Origin of the sequence: Pseudomonas sp. LH21 (genome assembly GCF_036549575.1) — a bacterium.
GTDB classification, from domain to species: Bacteria; Pseudomonadota; Gammaproteobacteria; order Pseudomonadales; family Pseudomonadaceae; genus Aquipseudomonas; species Aquipseudomonas peradeniyensis.
The window spans coordinates 1,729,154-1,744,716 of sequence record NZ_CP144367.1 but is presented as its reverse complement, the minus strand read 5'-3'; the positions used below and the strand labels follow the sequence as shown (position 1 = coordinate 1,744,716).

Sequence of the window (15,563 nt, the reverse complement as noted above, 5' to 3'; positions counted from 1 at the left end):
TCTCTTATGAGTCGGGGCTGTCGATGGTCACATGCTGGGTGCCCCGGGTGCCGGTGGCCAGCGGGGCGCTCTGGCCCTTCCATTCACCTTCGGTGGGCTGTCCGGCGCGCGAGACCCGGGCAACCAGTTGGACTTCGGCGAAGTCCGACAGTTTCATCTGCGGCATCATAGCATCGGCATCGGACAGCTCCACCTCGATCGGCAGCTGCGCCACCGTCACCCGCTTGGCCGCCAGCGGCATGGGCGGGCCATTGCTGGCGCGGGCAAAGATGAACACGGTGTCGTCCGGGCGCACCTTGTCCTTGAGCGCTGCGGCCAACTCCACCCGTACCTTCAGGCGCGACTTCTCGGCGACCTTGCCGCCACCGGCCTTGAGCTTGTCGGCGGCGCGGTCGATGCCGCCCTGCAGCGCGTCACGGGACGCATCGCCCTGCGGCAACTGCGCCAGCAGACGCTGCCAGTAGTCGATGGCCTCCTGGTAGCGCTCGCCCTCGAAGGCGGCGATGCCGCGCAGGCCGAGGCTGGTGACCTCCCGTGGGTCGGCCTTGAGCGCTTCGTCGGTAAGTGCCTGCAATTGCGCCGACCACTGCTTGTCTGCAGCGAAGTACAGCGACTGCGCCCACTGCCCGAGCAGCTCGGGCTGGCGTCCGGCCAGGGCCACGGCGCGCTCGAAGGCCTTGGCCGCGTCGGCTGGGCGCTGCTCGGCCATATAGGCACGACCGAGGAAGTACAGGCCTTCTGCAGAGTCGGGCTGGGCCTGCACCGCACGTTCCAGGCGCGTGGTCATTTCCGCCATCGACTGCGGCGCGCGGGCGAACTCCTGGGTCAGCTCGACTTTGTCCGCGGCGCCGAAGTGCAGGTACAGCCCCAGGGCCATGGCCGGCACCAGCACCGCCGCCAGCAGCGGCACGGGCTTGCCCAGGTGGCCCTGACGCGTCACCTCGCCGCGCTCGGTGTCGGCCAGCAACTCACGGGCGGCCTCATCGCGGCCATTGGCCAGTTGCTGTTCGTCGAGAACGCCTGCCGCCTGCTGGGCGGCCAGTTCGGCAACGCGCTCTTCATAGAGCGCGACATTGAGGGCGGTACGATCCTGCTCTGCCTGCTGACGGCGACGACCGCGCAGGATCGGCAGCAGCAGGAAAGCCAGGGCGGCGAGCAGCAGCAGGCCCGCGCTAAGCCAGAATTCAGTCATGGGTACGTTCTTTATCCAGCAGTTTGGCCAGACGCTCGCGTTCGTCGGCGGACAGTTCGGTGTTGCCGGCCACGGACTGGCCACGGCGACGGCGCACGATCAGCGCCAGCACCACGAAACCTCCAGCCAGGAGGATCCCCGGGCCAAACCAGAGCAGCCAGGTGCGCCCGCTGAGCGCCGGCTTGTAGCGCACGAAGTCGCCATAGCGATCGACCATGAAATCGACGATCTGCTGGTTGTCCTTGCCCTCGCCCAGCATGCGGAAAATCTCGCGGCGCAGGTCGGCGGCGATGGGCGCGTTGGAGTCGGCGATGTCCTGGTTCTGGCACTTGGGGCAGCGCAGTTCCTTGGTCAGTTGCTGATAGCGCTCGCGCTCGGCGTCGTCGCGGAACTGGTAGGTGTCGATGGCCGCCTTGGCCACCCCGACCAGGCTCAGGCCGAGCACGGCGGCCGCCAGCCAGCGCCTCATGGCCGGGCCTCGTCGACCAGTCCCTGGTACAGCGGCGCCAGCTGTTCGCGCCACACCGTGGCATCGACCACGCCCACGTGCTTGTAGCGGATGATGCCCTTGGCGTCGATCAGGAAGGTTTCCGGCGCGCCGTACACGCCCAGGTCCAGGCCCAGCGAGCCTTGCTGGTCGGCGATGTTCAGCTGGTACGGGTTGTGGAACTCGGCCAGCCACTTCAGCGCGGCGGCGTTGTCGTCCTTGTAGTTGACCCCGTGGATCACCACGCCCTGCTCGGCCAGCTGGTTCAGGTACGGGTGCTCGACCTTGCACGACGGGCACCAGGTGCCCCACACGTTGACCAGTGCCGGGCGGCCGATCAGGTCGGCCTGGGTGAGGCTGCGATCGCCCTGCACGCTCGCCAGCGCGAACGCCGGGAACGGCTTGCCGATCATCGCCGATGGCAGTTCGTCGGGCTTGAGGAACAACCCCTTGTAGAGAAAGACCGCCACCAGCAGGAACACCGCCAGCGGCACCACCATGATCCAACGCTTCATGCAGTCGCTCCAGACACGCCCAGGGCCTCACGCACCCGGGTCTTGACCTTGACGCGGTAGCGTCGGTCGAGGGCCGCCAGCAAGCCGCCCAGGCCGGTCAGCAGACCGCCCAGCCAGATCCAGCGGACATAGGGTTTGATATGCACCCGCACCGCCCAGGCGCCGTTCTCCAACGGCTCGCCCAGGGCGACGTACAGATCGCGAGTGAAGCCGGCGTCGATGCCGGCCTCGGTCATCATCGACTGCTGCACGGTGTACAGGCGTTTTTCCGGGTGCAACACGGACACTTCGCGGCCATCGCGCGAGACCCGCACGGTGCCCTTGTCGGAAATGAAGTTCGGGCCTTCGAAGTGCTTGGCCCCCTCGAACAGGAAGTGATAGCCACCCAGCTCGACGGTCTCGCCCGGCGCCATGCGCAGGTCGCGCTCGGCGCTGTTGTTGCTCGACAGCACCACGCCCAGGGCGCACACCACCAGGCCCAGGTGCGCCAGGTGCATGCCCCAGTAGCTGCGGCTCAGGCCCGCCAGCCCCTTGGCCAGGCCTTTGTGACGGGTCTTGTCGAGGATGTCGCGCACGCCGCTCAGGACCACCCAGGCGGCCAGGGCGAACACGCTCAGGGCCGGCCAGTCGAAGTCGTCGACGAGCAGCCCGGCGAGTGGCGCCAGCACCGCGCTGCCGACCAGCACCGGCGTCAGCATGCCGGCCAGCCACTTACCCGGGGTATCCTTCCAGCGCACCACCACGCCCACGCCGAGCACCACCATCAGCAGTGCCATCAGCGGCAGGAACAGGGCGTCGAAGTAAGGCGGGCCGACCGACAGCTTGGCCCCGGTCAGGGCGTCGAGCACCAGCGGGTACAAGGTGCCCAGCAAGATCATCGAGGCGGCCACCACCAGCACCAGGTTGTTGGCCAGCAGCAGGGTTTCACGAGACCACAGGGCAAAGCCCACCTGGCTCTTGACCACCGGCGCGCGCAGGGCGAACAGGGTCAGCGAGCCGCCAACCACGAACAGCAGGAAGATCAGGATGAAGATGCCGCGCGACGGGTCGGCGGCGAACGCATGCACCGAGGTCAGCACGCCGGAGCGCACCAGGAAGGTCCCCAGCAGGCTCAGGGAGAACGCGGCGATGGCCAGCAGCACAGTCCAGCTCTTGAACACTCCGCGCTTTTCGGTGACCGCCAGCGAGTGGATCAGCGCCGTGCCCACCAGCCAGGGCATGAACGAGGCGTTCTCGACCGGGTCCCAGAACCACCAGCCACCCCAGCCCAGTTCGTAATAGGCCCACCACGAGCCGAGGGTGATGCCCACGCCGAGGAAGGCCCAGGCGACGATGGTCCAGGGCCGCGACCAGCGCGCCCAGGCGGCGTCGAGACGCCCGCCGAGCAAGGCGGCGATGGCGAAGGCGAAGGCCACCGAGAAGCCCACGTAGCCCATGTACAGCATCGGCGGGTGGACGATCAGGCCGAAGTCCTGCAACAGCGGATTGAGGTCGCGACCATCGCCCGGCACCTGCGGCAACAGGCGCGAGAACGGGTTGGAGGTGATGATCAGGAAGCTCAGGAAGCCCACGCTGATCATGCCCATCACCGCCAGCACCCGCGCCAGCATCACCTGCGGCAACTGCCGCGAGAAGATCGACACGGCGAAGGTCCAACCGCCGAGGATCAGCGCCCACAGCAGCAGCGAGCCTTCGTGGGCGCCCCACACAGCGCTGAACTTGTAGTACCAGGGCAAGGCACTGTTGGAGTTGCTGGCGACGTAGGCGACCGAGAAGTTGTCGGTCATGAAGGCGTGGGTGAGGCAGGCGAAGGCAAACGCCAGGAAGGCGAACTGCCCCCAGGCCGCCGGCCGCGCCAGGCCCATCCACAGGCTGTCGCCGCGCCAGGCGCCGAGCAGCGGTACAGTGGCCTGCACGGCGGCGAAGCAGATCGCCAGGATCATCGCCAGCTGGCCGAGCTCGGGGATCACCAGGGCCGCATTCATGGCTTGGCTCCCGCGTCGCTGGCGGCCTGGCCGCTTTCCTTCAGGGCCTTGGTGACTTCCGGCGGCATGTATTTCTCATCGTGCTTGGCCAGCACCTCGTCGGCCACCACCACGCCGTCGGCGTTGAGCTTGCCGAGGGCGACGATGCCCTGCCCTTCGCGGAACAGGTCGGGGAGGATGCCGCGGTAGGTGATCGGCACCGACTTGGTGTAGTCGGTGACCACGAAGCGCACGTCGAGGGAGTCGGCCGAGCGCTGCACCGAGCCTTTCTCGACCATGCCGCCGGCGCGGATGCGGGTGTCCAGCGGCGCCTCGCCGTTGGCGATCTGCGTCGGGGTGTAGAACAGGTTGATGTTCTGCTGCAGCGCGCTCAGGGCGAAGCCCACGGCGACGCCGACACCGGCCAGCAGGCCGAGGATGATGAACAGGCGTTTCTTGCGCTGCGGATTCACGGTTTGCTCTCCCGGCGCAGACGACGCGCCTCTTCTTGCAGGTAGCGGCGACGGGCCAGCAGGGGCGCGGCGACATTCAGCGCCAGCACCGCCAGGCAGATGCCGTAGGCCGACCAGACGTACAGGCCATGGTGGCCCATGGCGAGAAAATCACTGAAGGACGCAAAGCTCATCGTACCGCCTCCCGTCCGAGCTGCCCCAGCACCTCATCCTTGACCCAACTGGCGCGGGCTTCGCGCTTGAGCACTTCAAGGCGCATGCGCAGCAGCAGCACGGCGCCGAAGAAACAATAGAAGCCCAGCGCGGTGAGCAGCAGCGGTAGCCACATCTCAACGGGCATTGCCGGTTTTTCGGTGAGGGTGAAGGTGGCGCCCTGGTGCAGGGTGTTCCACCACTCCACCGAGTACTTGATGATCGGGATGTTGACCACGCCGACGATCGCCAGCACTGCGCAGGCCTTGGCCGCGCTGTCGCGGTTGCTGATGGCCTGGCCCAGGGCGATGATGCCGAAGTACAGGAACAGCAGGATCAGCATGGATGTCAGGCGCGCGTCCCAGACCCACCAGCTGCCCCAGGTGGGCTTGCCCCAGATCGCCCCGGTCACCAAGGCCACCGCGGTCATCCAGGCGCCGATGGGCGCCGCGCACTGCAGCGCGACGTCGGCCAGCTTCATCTTCCACACCAGCCCCACCACCCCCGCCACCGCGAGCATCACGTAGCACGACTGGGCGAGCATGGCGGTCGGCACGTGGATATAGATGATGCGGAAACTATTGCCCTGCTGGTAGTCCTGGGGGGCGAAGGCCAGGCCCCAGGTGATGCCGACCAGCAGCAGCACGATAGAGGAAACGGTCAGCCACGGCAGCATGCGGCCGCTGATGGCATAGAACCATTTGGGGGAACCCAGCTTGTGGAACCACGTCCAACTCATTTTCATCAGGGTACATCCAGGGTATTGGCCGGGCTGCGGTGCCCGGGACTCGTTATTCGCCGACGCTGATCTTCAGGCCGGCCGCGATCGCAAAGGGTGCCAGTGTCACCGCCAGCGCCGTCAGGCTGGCGAGCCAGAGCAGATGGCCGGTGGCTGGCATATTCTGCAACGCCGCCTGCAACGCACCACTGCCCAGGATCAATACAGGGATATACAACGGCAGAATCAGCAACGCCAGCAGCAGGCCGCCGCGCTTGAGACCGACCGTCAACGCCGCGCCCACCGCGCCCAGCAGGCTCAACACCGGCGTGCCCAGCAGCAGGGAGGCGAGCAGCACCGGCAGGCAGGCGCTCGGCAGGCCCAGCATCAATGCCAGCAGTGGCGCCAACAATACCAGCGCCAGCCCGGAAAAGATCCAGTGCGCCAGCACCTTGGCCAGTACCAGCAAGGCCAGCGGGTGCGGCGAAAGCACCCACTGTTCGAGCGAACCGTCCTCGAAATCGCTGCGGAACAACCCGTCCAGCGACAGCAGCACCGCCAGCAGGGCCGCGACCCAGACCAGTCCCGGCGACAAGGTTTGCAACAATTGTGTCTCAGGACCGACCGCCAGCGGAAACAGGGCGACGACGATGGCGAAGAACACCAGCGGATTGGCCAGCTCCGCCGGGCGGCGGAACAACAGGCGCGCCTCGCGGCGCAACAGCAGAAGGAATACGCTCATGCCGCCCACTGCCCCAGGTTCAGCTCACGGTAACCGGATGGCTTGCGTTCGAGCGTGTGATGGGTGGTCAGCACCACGGTGCCGCCCTGCTCGCAGTGGGCCGCAAGGTGGGCCTCCAGCTGGGCCACGCCCTGCTTGTCGAGGGCGGTGAACGGTTCGTCGAGGATCCACAGCGGCGGGCTGTCCAGATAAAGCCGTGCCAGGGCGACCCGGCGCTGCTGGCCGGCGGACAGGGTGTGGCAGGGTACATCCTCGAAACCGCGCAGGCCGACAGCCTCCAGCGCCTGCCAGATCGCCTCGCGACCGGCCGGCCGGTGCAGGGCGCAGAGCCAGGCAAGGTTCTCTTCGGCGGTAAGCAAATCCTTGATCCCGGCGGCATGGCCGATCCACAGCAGGATGCTGGCCAGGGCATGGCGTTGTTCGGCCAATGGCTGGCCGCCGAGCAGGATCTGCCCGGCGGTGGGTTGCATGAGCCCGGCCAGCAGGCGCAGCAAGCTGGTCTTGCCGCTGCCGTTGGGGCCGCTGATCTGCAACATGTCGCCGGCGCCCAGCTCGAAATCGAGTTGCTCGAACAGCAAGCGCCAGTCGCGCTCGCAGGCCAGGCCTGCGGCTTGGAGGTGAAGGGTCACGGTTTCGCCTTATCTTTGTAGGGCTTCGGCGCGGTGTCGCCTGCTTCGCGGGTAACGCCGCTCCAAAGCCCCTATGTCTCAAGTCGCCCGCCGCGCTGCCGTTATACTGGCAACAATGGGCGGTCGGCATTATTACACGCGTCACCGCGCTGCCAAGAGGCCGAGTTCGACAGGTTGTATACAATCATGACTGAAATCAATAGTCTCGGCGCACAAACCGTGCCAGGGCCCCAGGCGGCCAAGGCGGCCATGACCGGCGAGCTGCTGCGCCTGCTGCAAGCGCAACCCGGCCTGCTGGCCCCGGGTGAGACGGCACGTGCCGAGGTCATGTCGATGCGCCAGGTCGGCGTTGATTTCCAGCTATCGCTGCGTCTGACCCAGGGCAACGGCAACCAGACCCAGTTGCAGGCCAATGCCAGCCAACCCCTGCCCCAAGGCAGCCAGGTCACGGTCACGCAGACTGAAAGCAATCGCCTGGCGGTCATGGTGCAGAAGGTCCACGCCAACAACATCACTACCCTCACCCGCCTGGACACCGGCCAGGTTCCAGTCGGCACACTGCTGCAAGGCAAGGTCCTGACCAGCCAGCCCCTGCCGCAGAACGCAGGCGAGATCGCCAGTTTCCGCTCGCTGGTAAGCCTGCTCAACAGCAGCCAGGCCGGCGCCACCCTGGCCATCGACAGCCCGCGGCCACTGCCCGTCGGCAGCCTGCTCAGCGCGCTGGTACAAGGTGACCAGTCGCTGCGCTTCGTTCCCTTGAGCGGCCGCCAGGATCAATTGGCCATTGCCCAGCAGCTGGTGACCCAGCAAGGCCGACAGGCCTCGCTGCCTGGCTTGCTCAATGCCCTGCAGCAGGTCGCCACCTCCGGCGACACTGGCACACAACTGCGCGCCAGCGCCGAACGCTTGCTGGCCAGCCTGCCCGATGCCCGCCAACTGGGTGATGCGAAAAATCTGGCCCAGGCGCTGAACAACAGTGGCGCCTTCCTTGAAGCCAAGCTGCTGGGCGGCCTGGCAAGCGGCGTGGCGCCCGACCTGAAGACACAACTGGTCAGGCTGATCGCACAGTTGCCCAATCCCCCCACGGGACAAGCGCTCACGCCCGCACAGACCAGTACGCTGGCCCATGCCCTGCCTGGTTTCGCCCGCAGCGCCCTGGGCATGCTCGGCCAGGTCAGCCCGCGCCCGCAACCTGGAGCCTTCCCGTTGCCCTCGCGGCTGTTGCAGAGCCTGGAAAACGAAGGCGACCTGCAGCAGTTGCTGCGCCTGGCCGCCGCCGCCATCTCGCGCCTGCAGAGCCACGCACTGTCCAGCCTGCAGCAATCCGGACCACTGGAGAACGGCAACCAGCAGACCACCTGGCAAACCGAGATCCCCATCCGCCATGGCCAGGAGTTCATTCCCCTGCAGGTCAAGCTGCAGCGCGAGGAAACGCCGGAGCAGCAAGCGGATCGCGAACGTGAAGGGCGTGATCCACTGGAGGCCATATGGCGGATCGAACTGGCCTTCGACCTGTCACCGCTCGGCCCGCTGCAGGTCCAGGCGCAACTGCTGCAAGGACGTCTGTCGGGACAGCTGTGGGCAGAGCAGGAACAGACCGCCCGCCTGATCGACAGTCAGCTCGGCACGCTGCGCGAACGCCTGCTGGCCCGCGGCCTGGATGTCGGTGATTTGGAGTGCCACCCCGGCACGCCACCGCAAGGCCCACGCACACGCCTCGAACAACGCTGGGTGGATGAAACCGCATGAACAAGCAACCACGCCAGGCCATCGCCCTGAGCTACGACGGCCAGCAGGCGCCGACCCTGAGCGCCAAGGGCGACGACGAACTGGCCGAGGCCATCCTCGCCCTGGCCCGCGAACATGAAGTGCCGATCTACGAGAACGCCGAGCTGGTACGCCTGCTGGCCAGGCTGGAACTGGGCGAGCAGATTCCCGAGGCGCTGTACCTGACCATCGCCGAGATCATCGCCTTCGCCTGGCAATTGCGCGGCAAAGTGCCGGTGGGCTTCGACGACCAACCTGCGCCGCCACGGGATATCACGCCCGAGCAGCTGTTCCTGCCGGCAGGCGTGGATACGCACTGACCCCTTTGGGAGTGGTGCCATGCTTGCGCGATAATTCATTACCGCTCCCCGCCATTGGGGTTGAGTCACCGTTGTGCCTGGTTTCTCACACAGGTCGACTCAATCATGCCTTTACCCTTCATCACCAACTTGGGTGTACAGCTCGTCCGCGATCACCTGCAGGCCATCCCCCGCCCCGACAAGCACGCCGCCCAAGCCATCCGTGACTGGGCCAAACACCAGGGATCGGACCTGGATCCGGATCAGACCGACGTCGTCACCCTGCACTATCGAGGCCACCAGGCTGTCATCGTCCAGCGCCTGTCACTGACCGAAGCCGTGCTCTCAAACTGGCAAGGCGAGACCGACAAGAACCTGATCGGCCAACTGCTCCCGGGTCATTGGTCCGGCACACTGCCGTCCGGCCCACTGCAGATCGTCGATCGACTTCCAGCTCGCGGACCATGGGCCAACGGTGCCGATCATTCGGTATTCAATGGTTTGTTCCGCCGCACCGGCAACGGCCAATACGACAGCACGACGCATCTTGCCGTGGATGTCGAGGCCCTGCAGCGCTTCATCTGGAACCTGGACTTTCACGCCCGCTTCACCGCCATGCTGGACGACTACTGGCAGCACGCCCTGCATGGCCACCAGTTGTCCATGCGGATCAGCTTCATCACCGCCTGCAACAAGCAAGTGAGCGAAGGCTCGTTGAGCGATAACGCGCGCCAGCTGGCCTGGCAGGCTGCCGGCCTGGCCCCCCGGGCGGTCGGCCTGCGAATCAGGCCACTGAACGTCTACGGCTACAGCGCCACCGATCTGCTGTGCATCACCGACAAATCCCAGCCGCTCACCCTGCTCTACCTGCCAGGCAACGCCTCCCCCCTTCACGAGTTCGCCAACATGGCGGCGCTTCAGGACTGGTTCGCCAAGCAATGCCAAAACCCTGAAAAACGCCAGCGACTACGCCAGCACTTCAGCCTGGACGACACGCCGGATGGCCTTGATTACAGCGGTCTGGACACAGCCCTCGAAGGCCTTGGCGCCTACCCTGGCATACACTACCGCTCGGCAAACCGACCGGGATTCACCACCGACGGCCGCTGGTCCCCCAGGGACTACGTCAACTACCGTCCGGACAAATACAGCCCGAAGCTCGACGGCGATCTGTTCGAAGCCCTGAGCCTGCGCCAGCGCAAGCGCAGCTATGCCAACGCCGACTTCATCGTTACCAGCAATCAGGAGGTGACCAAGTCGCGCTGGCGCGGCTACGTGATCAATACAATCAATCTGCTGGCACCCTTGGCCGTGGTACTGCCAGAACTGGCGCCGCTGCTTGCCCTGGGTGGCATTGCCCAGTTCGCGGCTGGAATCGATCAGGCAATCAACGGCAAGTCACTCGAAGACAAGGCCGAGGGCGTGACGAACATCGAGTTCGGCCTGATGAACGCTGCACCACTTGCCTTGCGGCCATTGGCGGAACCTCGCGTGATGTACCCCTCCCAGGGCAGACGTTTTGTCTTGCCCTGCCGGGTAAACCACCAACTGGGCTACCCGCTCAGCCCGATCACACCACCCGCGCTGCCTGAGCGCAAACTGGTCGGTTTGTTTGGCTCGACGGTGCCGCCCTTGCCTGGTGGCGATACCGCCATCACCCAATGGCTGGCGCGCGTGCCGGTCTCTGCGGACTCGGAAGCGCAGCTGCAGTCCCTGTTGAATGGCTACAACACACTGGTTCTCTACGACAGTGAACATGATGCGTTCATCCTCGAGTCCGAGGCGAACGAGATAAGGCCAACCTACTACCGGGTATCGCCAGAAGGCCACGGACTTGTCGAGATGACCCCGAACGCCCGGACAGTCACCGACCCGATGCGCATGAGCAGTCTGCGAGCCATGGGCGTGGATGTGCAACTGCCTTTGGAAGTCCCGCCTTTCGAGGCACACCTGCGCCAGCCGATCCCGCGCAAGATCTCAAGCATCTGGGTGGGCGACAAGGTGATCGCCCCCAAACTGTTGACCACACTGGCACGCAACCAGCAGCGCCTGACGACCAGCCAGTATGCCTATCAGCTGTTCCTGTCCAACGCCAATGCCCAGGCCTTCAGCGAGAACCTTCGGCTGTTGGCCGCGCACGCACCGAATCTCGATGTACTGACCCTGGAGGAGCAACCGTTTTTCGCAAGGTTGCGCGACAGCAAATACTTCGAGCAGTATCAGGATGCCGTTAGCGGCGCAGGTGCAAATTTCTCCTCGGCATCCGACATCCTGCGCTATCCCCTGCTCACCGAAGAAGGCGGGTTGTACCTGGACGTCGACGATACCTTGCTCGCCGACCCGGCTCATCCAGACAATCCAAACCGCGCCGCGATCGACTCGGTGACCCTGGCCACCACACCGGACAGCCTCATTTTAGGTGTCCCGATGAACAACGACGCCCTGGGGATGTACTGCCAGTACAACACCAACATGATCGCCAGCCATGCCGGCAACCCGACGCTGCAAGCGATCTCGGACGCCATGCACGAACGCTACCTGGCCAACCGTGACTTCTACGGCAACAGGCCCGTAGTGAAGGGGCCCGAATTCGATGCCTATGCCTTGCGCCTGAGCCACATGACCGGGCCTGGCCTGCTGAACGATGTCATCGACCAGCGCCTGCCACGGCTGCGGGAACTGCGGCGAATCATCAACCTGCACGCCTTGCCGCAACACAATGCGCTGTACCTGGTGGCCCCCGTCGAGCAGGCATTGCGTGAAGCCGCGACAGGCGACATACCGCTCAACCATGTAGCCGAAGTCGGCAACTACCACTCTTGGGCCAAGCCCTGATACAGCCGGGGCGGCCTGACGGCCGCCTTTATCATCCTGGTGGTAAACATATACGTAAGCTTGGGTAACCGCCGTCGCTACCGTAGAGCCTCATTTATCCACGCGGTTCGATTCCAATGGCTTCCACTTTTGTAAACAACGCGGGCGAACAGTTCATCCGCCGCCACCTGCAGAATATTCCCAGTCCTAACCTGTATGCCGCCAAGGCAATCCGTGAATGGGCAGAGCAGGAGCAGCATCAGCTTGACCCCGACCAGACCGACGTCGTCACCCTGCACTACCGGGGTAATCAGGCCGTGGTTGCCCAGCGCCTTTCGCTCACCCAGGCGGTGCTGTCGAACTGGCAAGGTGAAAACAACAAGGACCTGATCGGCCAGCTATTCCCGGGAAACTGGGCAGGCACCTTGCCAGACGGCCCGCTGACCATTGTCGAACATCTGCCGGAGCCCGGCCCGTTCGACAACAGCGCACGTTTCTCGGTCTTCAACGGCATCTTCAGCAGGTCCACCCCGGCGCGCTACGACAGCACCACGCACCTGCCGGTCGATGTCGAGGCCATGCAGCAGTTCATCTGGAACCTGGACCTGCACGCCCGCTTCGTCACGATGCTGGACGAGTATTGGCAAAAGACCAGCAAAACCCATCCACAGTCTCTGCAAATAAGCTTTATCGCCGCCTGCAACAAACAGGTCCAGGAAGGCTCCTTGAGTGACGCTGGCCGTCAGTTGGCCTGGCAAGCGGCGGGACTCATGCCGAGCGCTTCGGGCCTTGAAATCAGGCCTTTGAATGTCTATGGCTACGCCGCCACCGACATCATCCAGATTGCTGACCCAGCACATCCGCAAGTACTGCTGTACCTGCCGGGCAACTCATCACCCTTCCATGAGTTCGATGGCATGAACGCCCTGAAGGACTGGTTCGCCGAACAGTGCCGTGACAGCGAAAAACGCCAGCGCCTGCGTCAGTATTTCAAACTGGCCGACACCCCCGACGGCCTGGACTTCAGTGGGCTGGATACCGCGCTGGACGGCCTTGGCACCTACCCACGCTTTCACACCCGGTCGCCCAACCGACCCGGTTTTACCGTCGATGGTCCTTGGCCGCCCAGGGACTACGTCAACTACAAGGCTCACAAGTACAGCCCATTGATAGAAGGCGACTTGTTCGAAGCCCTCACGCTGCGCCAGCGCAAACGCAGCTATGCCGACGCCGACTTTCTCATCACCAGCAAGACGCAAGTGACCAAGGCCCGCTGGCGGGACTACCTGGTGACCTCGATCAATCTGCTGGCGCCCCTGGCGCTAGTGGTTCCTGAACTCATACCGCTGCTGGCCGTCGGTGGCATCGCGCAGTTTGGCTTGGGAATCGACCAGGCGATCAACGGCAAGACACCCGAGGACAAAGCGGGCGGCGTGAGCAACATCGAGTTCGGCCTGCTCAATGCCGCACCGCTGCCCTTGCTACTGGCGACCCGCCCACAAATCCTGTTTCCAGGCAAAAACTGGCGATTCGTCACGCCAACGCGAGTGAACGATCAGTTGGGCTACTCCCTGAGCCCCATGGACCCTCCCCGGTTACCGGAAGAGGACCCGGCAAGATACTTCCCTCGCCCCTCGTTCCCGTTGCCAACCGTGTCTGCGGGAGATAGCCCGGTAGCCCAGTGGGTAAACAGAGTCATTGACGGAGAAACTGGCGCCACGCGCCTGGAAGCAGTCCTGGACGAACGCAAGGTCGTGGTGCGGTACGACAGCGAGCACGACGCATTCATTCTCGAATCGGATGCCGAAAACAGACAACCGACGTTCTATCAAGTCACGCCTCAAAGTAACGGTCTGGTTGCGATGGAGGACACCAACCGCCTGGTTACAAACCAGATGCGCATGAAGACATTGCGTGCTCTGGGTGTCGACTTGCAGCTGCCCATCGAAATTCCAGCGGTCAACGGAGCCGATCTGAAAGCGCTGCCCAAGACAATCATCAGTATCTGGGTGGGTGACAAGGTTATTCCTGAAGACCTGCTGAAAACCGTCGGCACCAACGTCGAACGCCTGCGGGGAACCAGCTATCGCTATCGGATGTATCTGTCAATGGAGAACCCGCAGGCATTCGCCATCAATGAGACAAACTTGGCGAAATACAGCGACAAGCTGGAGATATTGAAGCTGGAAGACGAACAGCCCTTCGAAGACTTCAAGGACACCGAGTATTACACCCAATACCAAAAGGCCATCGAGATGAAACACTTCGCCTCGGCCTGTGACGTACTCCGTTACCCGCTACTCAACGCGGAAGGCGGAATTTACATGGACGTCGACGACACCTTGCAGAGTGCCACGCACAATCTGGACACCAAAGCACTGATCGGCTCGACCACCTTGAGAACGACTCCGGAGGGGCTGGTCCTGAGCGCCCCGATGAGTAACGACCTCATGGGCATGCATCTCGAATACGGCACCAGCATCATCGGCAGCCATGCAGACAACTACACCTTGGAAAGAATCTCCGAAGTGATGCGCGAACGCTTCCTCGACAAGCCAGACTTCTATGAGAGCAGACCATTGAAGGGTGAAGTCGGCTACGAGGATTACGTAAAGGAGTTGAGCAGAATGACCGGACCTCGCGTGCTCAACGACGTGATTGACGATGTCGACAACGAGGAGCTGTCCCGGCTGCGCATCCTGCGACAAATCGCCAAGCTGAGATCGACTCCTCAACGCAACTTCCGATTCCTCATGGCAGAGCCGTTCGGCGCCATTGATGCCGCCGAGAAAAGCGACCAGGCGCTGAGTGCCCTCGTGGAGATCGGCAACGCGCATTCATGGGGCAAGGCCTGACAACAACCGGGCGACTTGCGTCGCCCGATCAATCATTCCCCACGGTGCAGCTTGCTCATCAACTGCGCCTCGGCCTGGGTCAACCCGCAGGTCTGGGTCAGCTCCTCGACGCTCGCGCCCATCCCCACCAGCTTGGCGGCCTGGGCGAAGGTGACGCTGTTAGGGTCGCGCTGCTCCAGTTGCTGCAGCTTCTCGGGCAACGGCGCAACCACCGCGCGCAGCTCATGGATCGCCTCGCCCATGCGCACGGTGCCGTTCTGATAGTCGTCCAGGCGCTTGGCCAGGTCCTTGATGCGCTGGTCACGCAGCGCATCGCCCTGGGCCTGCTGGGCGGCCAGCTCGCGCTGGCGCTTGCTGTAGTTGAGGAAGAACCACAGGCTCAGCGCCCAGAGCAGCGCCAGGAAGATGACAGCAACCTCGAAGATCAACTCAGATGTTCTCCAGCTCGGACCACTCTTCCTCGGTCATCATCTTGTCCAGCTCGACCAGGATCAGCAGCTCGCCGTTCTTGTTGCAAACGCCCTGGATGAACTTGGCCGACTCTTCGTTGCCGACGTTCGGCGCGGTCTCGATCTCCGACTGACGCAGGTAGACCACTTCGGCGACGCTGTCGACGAGGATGCCGACCACTTGCTTGTCTGCCTCGATGATGACGATGCGGGTGTTGTCGGTGACTTCGGTCGGCATCAGGCCGAAGCGCTGGCGGGTGTCGATCACCGTCACCACGTTGCCGCGCAGGTTGATGATGCCCAGTACATAGCTGGGGGCGCCCGGAACCGGGGCGATCTCGGTGTAGCGCAGGACTTCCTGCACCTGCATGACGTTGATACCGTAGGACTCATTGTCCAGACGGAAGGTTACCCACTGCAGGATCGGATCTTCGGAACCTTGTGCAGACGACTTTTTCATTCCCCTA

General features: G+C 64.1%; 15 protein-coding genes. 4 read left to right on the top strand and 11 right to left on the bottom strand.

The window, feature by feature from the left end:
- Positions 1–4: 4 nt before the first annotated feature.
- From ccmI to ccmA, 9 genes are read right to left on the bottom strand one after another with little or no spacing between them, the layout of a single operon-like run.
- The gene (gene ccmI / locus VUG52_RS08170) at positions 5–1,192 is read right to left on the bottom strand and encodes a c-type cytochrome biogenesis protein CcmI (protein ID WP_050706640.1); all 1,188 of its coding nucleotides are present in this window, start codon (positions 1,190–1,192) and stop codon (positions 5–7) included.
- Positions 1,185–1,661: a cytochrome c-type biogenesis protein gene (locus tag VUG52_RS08165; protein ID WP_050706641.1), complete on the bottom strand. Its 477-nt coding sequence runs from the start codon at positions 1,659–1,661 to the stop codon at positions 1,185–1,187. The genes ccmI and VUG52_RS08165 overlap by 8 nt, the downstream gene beginning before the upstream one ends.
- A complete protein-coding gene (locus VUG52_RS08160) occupies positions 1,658–2,194 on the bottom strand; it encodes a DsbE family thiol:disulfide interchange protein (protein WP_050706642.1) in 537 nt (178 codons plus the stop codon). The genes VUG52_RS08165 and VUG52_RS08160 overlap by 4 nt, the downstream gene beginning before the upstream one ends.
- Complete coding sequence (locus tag VUG52_RS08155) at positions 2,191–4,164, bottom strand: heme lyase CcmF/NrfE family subunit (RefSeq protein WP_177330856.1); 1,974 nt, start codon at positions 4,162–4,164, stop codon at positions 2,191–2,193. Before VUG52_RS08155 ends, VUG52_RS08160 begins: the two co-directional genes overlap by 4 nt.
- Positions 4,165–4,175: 11 nt before the next feature.
- Positions 4,176–4,631 (bottom strand): cytochrome c maturation protein CcmE, encoded by a 456-nt coding sequence (ccmE, locus tag VUG52_RS08150; RefSeq protein ID WP_028691020.1) that lies wholly within the window; start codon positions 4,629–4,631, stop codon positions 4,176–4,178.
- Positions 4,628–4,804, bottom strand: coding sequence for a heme exporter protein CcmD (gene ccmD / locus VUG52_RS08145; RefSeq protein WP_011534872.1), 177 nt, complete (start codon positions 4,802–4,804; stop codon positions 4,628–4,630). Before ccmD ends, ccmE begins: the two co-directional genes overlap by 4 nt.
- A complete protein-coding gene (locus tag VUG52_RS08140) occupies positions 4,801–5,568 on the bottom strand; it encodes a heme ABC transporter permease (protein ID WP_050706644.1) in 768 nt (255 codons plus the stop codon). The genes ccmD and VUG52_RS08140 overlap by 4 nt, the downstream gene beginning before the upstream one ends.
- A 46-nt stretch (positions 5,569–5,614) precedes the next feature.
- Positions 5,615–6,283, bottom strand: coding sequence for a heme exporter protein CcmB (gene ccmB, locus VUG52_RS08135; RefSeq protein ID WP_028691018.1), 669 nt, complete (start codon positions 6,281–6,283; stop codon positions 5,615–5,617).
- Complete coding sequence (ccmA, locus tag VUG52_RS08130; RefSeq protein ID WP_050706645.1) at positions 6,280–6,912, bottom strand: cytochrome c biogenesis heme-transporting ATPase CcmA; 633 nt, start codon at positions 6,910–6,912, stop codon at positions 6,280–6,282. The genes ccmB and ccmA overlap by 4 nt, the downstream gene beginning before the upstream one ends.
- Positions 6,913–7,098: 186 nt before the next feature.
- Between ccmA and fliK the strand changes: the two genes are divergently transcribed.
- The 4 genes from fliK (at position 7,099) to VUG52_RS08110 (ending at position 14,647) form a co-directional block, all read left to right on the top strand.
- Positions 7,099–8,661, top strand: coding sequence for a flagellar hook-length control protein FliK (fliK, locus tag VUG52_RS08125; protein WP_050706646.1), 1,563 nt, complete (start codon positions 7,099–7,101; stop codon positions 8,659–8,661).
- Positions 8,658–8,999 (top strand): EscU/YscU/HrcU family type III secretion system export apparatus switch protein, encoded by a 342-nt coding sequence (locus tag VUG52_RS08120; RefSeq protein WP_050706647.1) that lies wholly within the window; start codon positions 8,658–8,660, stop codon positions 8,997–8,999. The genes fliK and VUG52_RS08120 overlap by 4 nt, the downstream gene beginning before the upstream one ends.
- A gap of 105 nt (positions 9,000–9,104) precedes the next feature.
- Positions 9,105–11,813, top strand: a complete 2,709-nt coding sequence (locus VUG52_RS08115; protein ID WP_050706648.1) for a dermonecrotic toxin domain-containing protein — start codon at positions 9,105–9,107, stop codon at positions 11,811–11,813.
- 116 nt (positions 11,814–11,929) lie between these two features.
- Positions 11,930–14,647, top strand: coding sequence for a dermonecrotic toxin domain-containing protein (locus tag VUG52_RS08110; RefSeq protein WP_331832677.1), 2,718 nt, complete (start codon positions 11,930–11,932; stop codon positions 14,645–14,647).
- 32 nt (positions 14,648–14,679) lie between these two features.
- Here VUG52_RS08110 and VUG52_RS08105 read toward each other — a convergent pair whose 3' ends face one another.
- Both VUG52_RS08105 and VUG52_RS08100 read right to left on the bottom strand, forming a co-directional pair.
- A complete protein-coding gene (locus VUG52_RS08105; RefSeq protein WP_023630608.1) occupies positions 14,680–15,075 on the bottom strand; it encodes a DUF2802 domain-containing protein in 396 nt (131 codons plus the stop codon).
- A 1-nt stretch (position 15,076) separates the two neighbouring features.
- Positions 15,077–15,556: a chemotaxis protein CheW gene (locus VUG52_RS08100; protein ID WP_003254393.1), complete on the bottom strand. Its 480-nt coding sequence runs from the start codon at positions 15,554–15,556 to the stop codon at positions 15,077–15,079.
- Positions 15,557–15,563 lie beyond the last annotated feature (7 nt).

Bases quoted from the DNA above. Each gene is read 5' to 3' on its own strand.
- ccmB (WP_028691018.1), bottom strand. From the start codon at position 6,283: ATGAGCGTATTCCTTCTGCTGTTGCGCCGCGAGGCGCGCCTGTTGTTC.
- VUG52_RS08140 (WP_050706644.1), bottom strand. From the start codon at position 5,568: ATGAAAATGAGTTGGACGTGGTTCCACAAGCTGGGTTCCCCCAAATGG.
- ccmD (WP_011534872.1), bottom strand. From the start codon at position 4,804: ATGAGCTTTGCGTCCTTCAGTGATTTTCTCGCCATGGGCCACCATGGC.
- fliK (WP_050706646.1), top strand. From the start codon at position 7,099: ATGACTGAAATCAATAGTCTCGGCGCACAAACCGTGCCAGGGCCCCAG.
- VUG52_RS08100 (WP_003254393.1), bottom strand. From the start codon at position 15,556: ATGAAAAAGTCGTCTGCACAAGGTTCCGAAGATCCGATCCTGCAGTGG.
- VUG52_RS08165 (WP_050706641.1), bottom strand. From the start codon at position 1,661: ATGAGGCGCTGGCTGGCGGCCGCCGTGCTCGGCCTGAGCCTGGTCGGG.
- VUG52_RS08110 (WP_331832677.1), top strand. From the start codon at position 11,930: ATGGCTTCCACTTTTGTAAACAACGCGGGCGAACAGTTCATCCGCCGC.
- ccmI (WP_050706640.1), bottom strand. From the start codon at position 1,192: ATGACTGAATTCTGGCTTAGCGCGGGCCTGCTGCTGCTCGCCGCCCTG.
- VUG52_RS08160 (WP_050706642.1), bottom strand. From the start codon at position 2,194: ATGAAGCGTTGGATCATGGTGGTGCCGCTGGCGGTGTTCCTGCTGGTG.
- VUG52_RS08120 (WP_050706647.1), top strand. From the start codon at position 8,658: ATGAACAAGCAACCACGCCAGGCCATCGCCCTGAGCTACGACGGCCAG.
- VUG52_RS08115 (WP_050706648.1), top strand. From the start codon at position 9,105: ATGCCTTTACCCTTCATCACCAACTTGGGTGTACAGCTCGTCCGCGAT.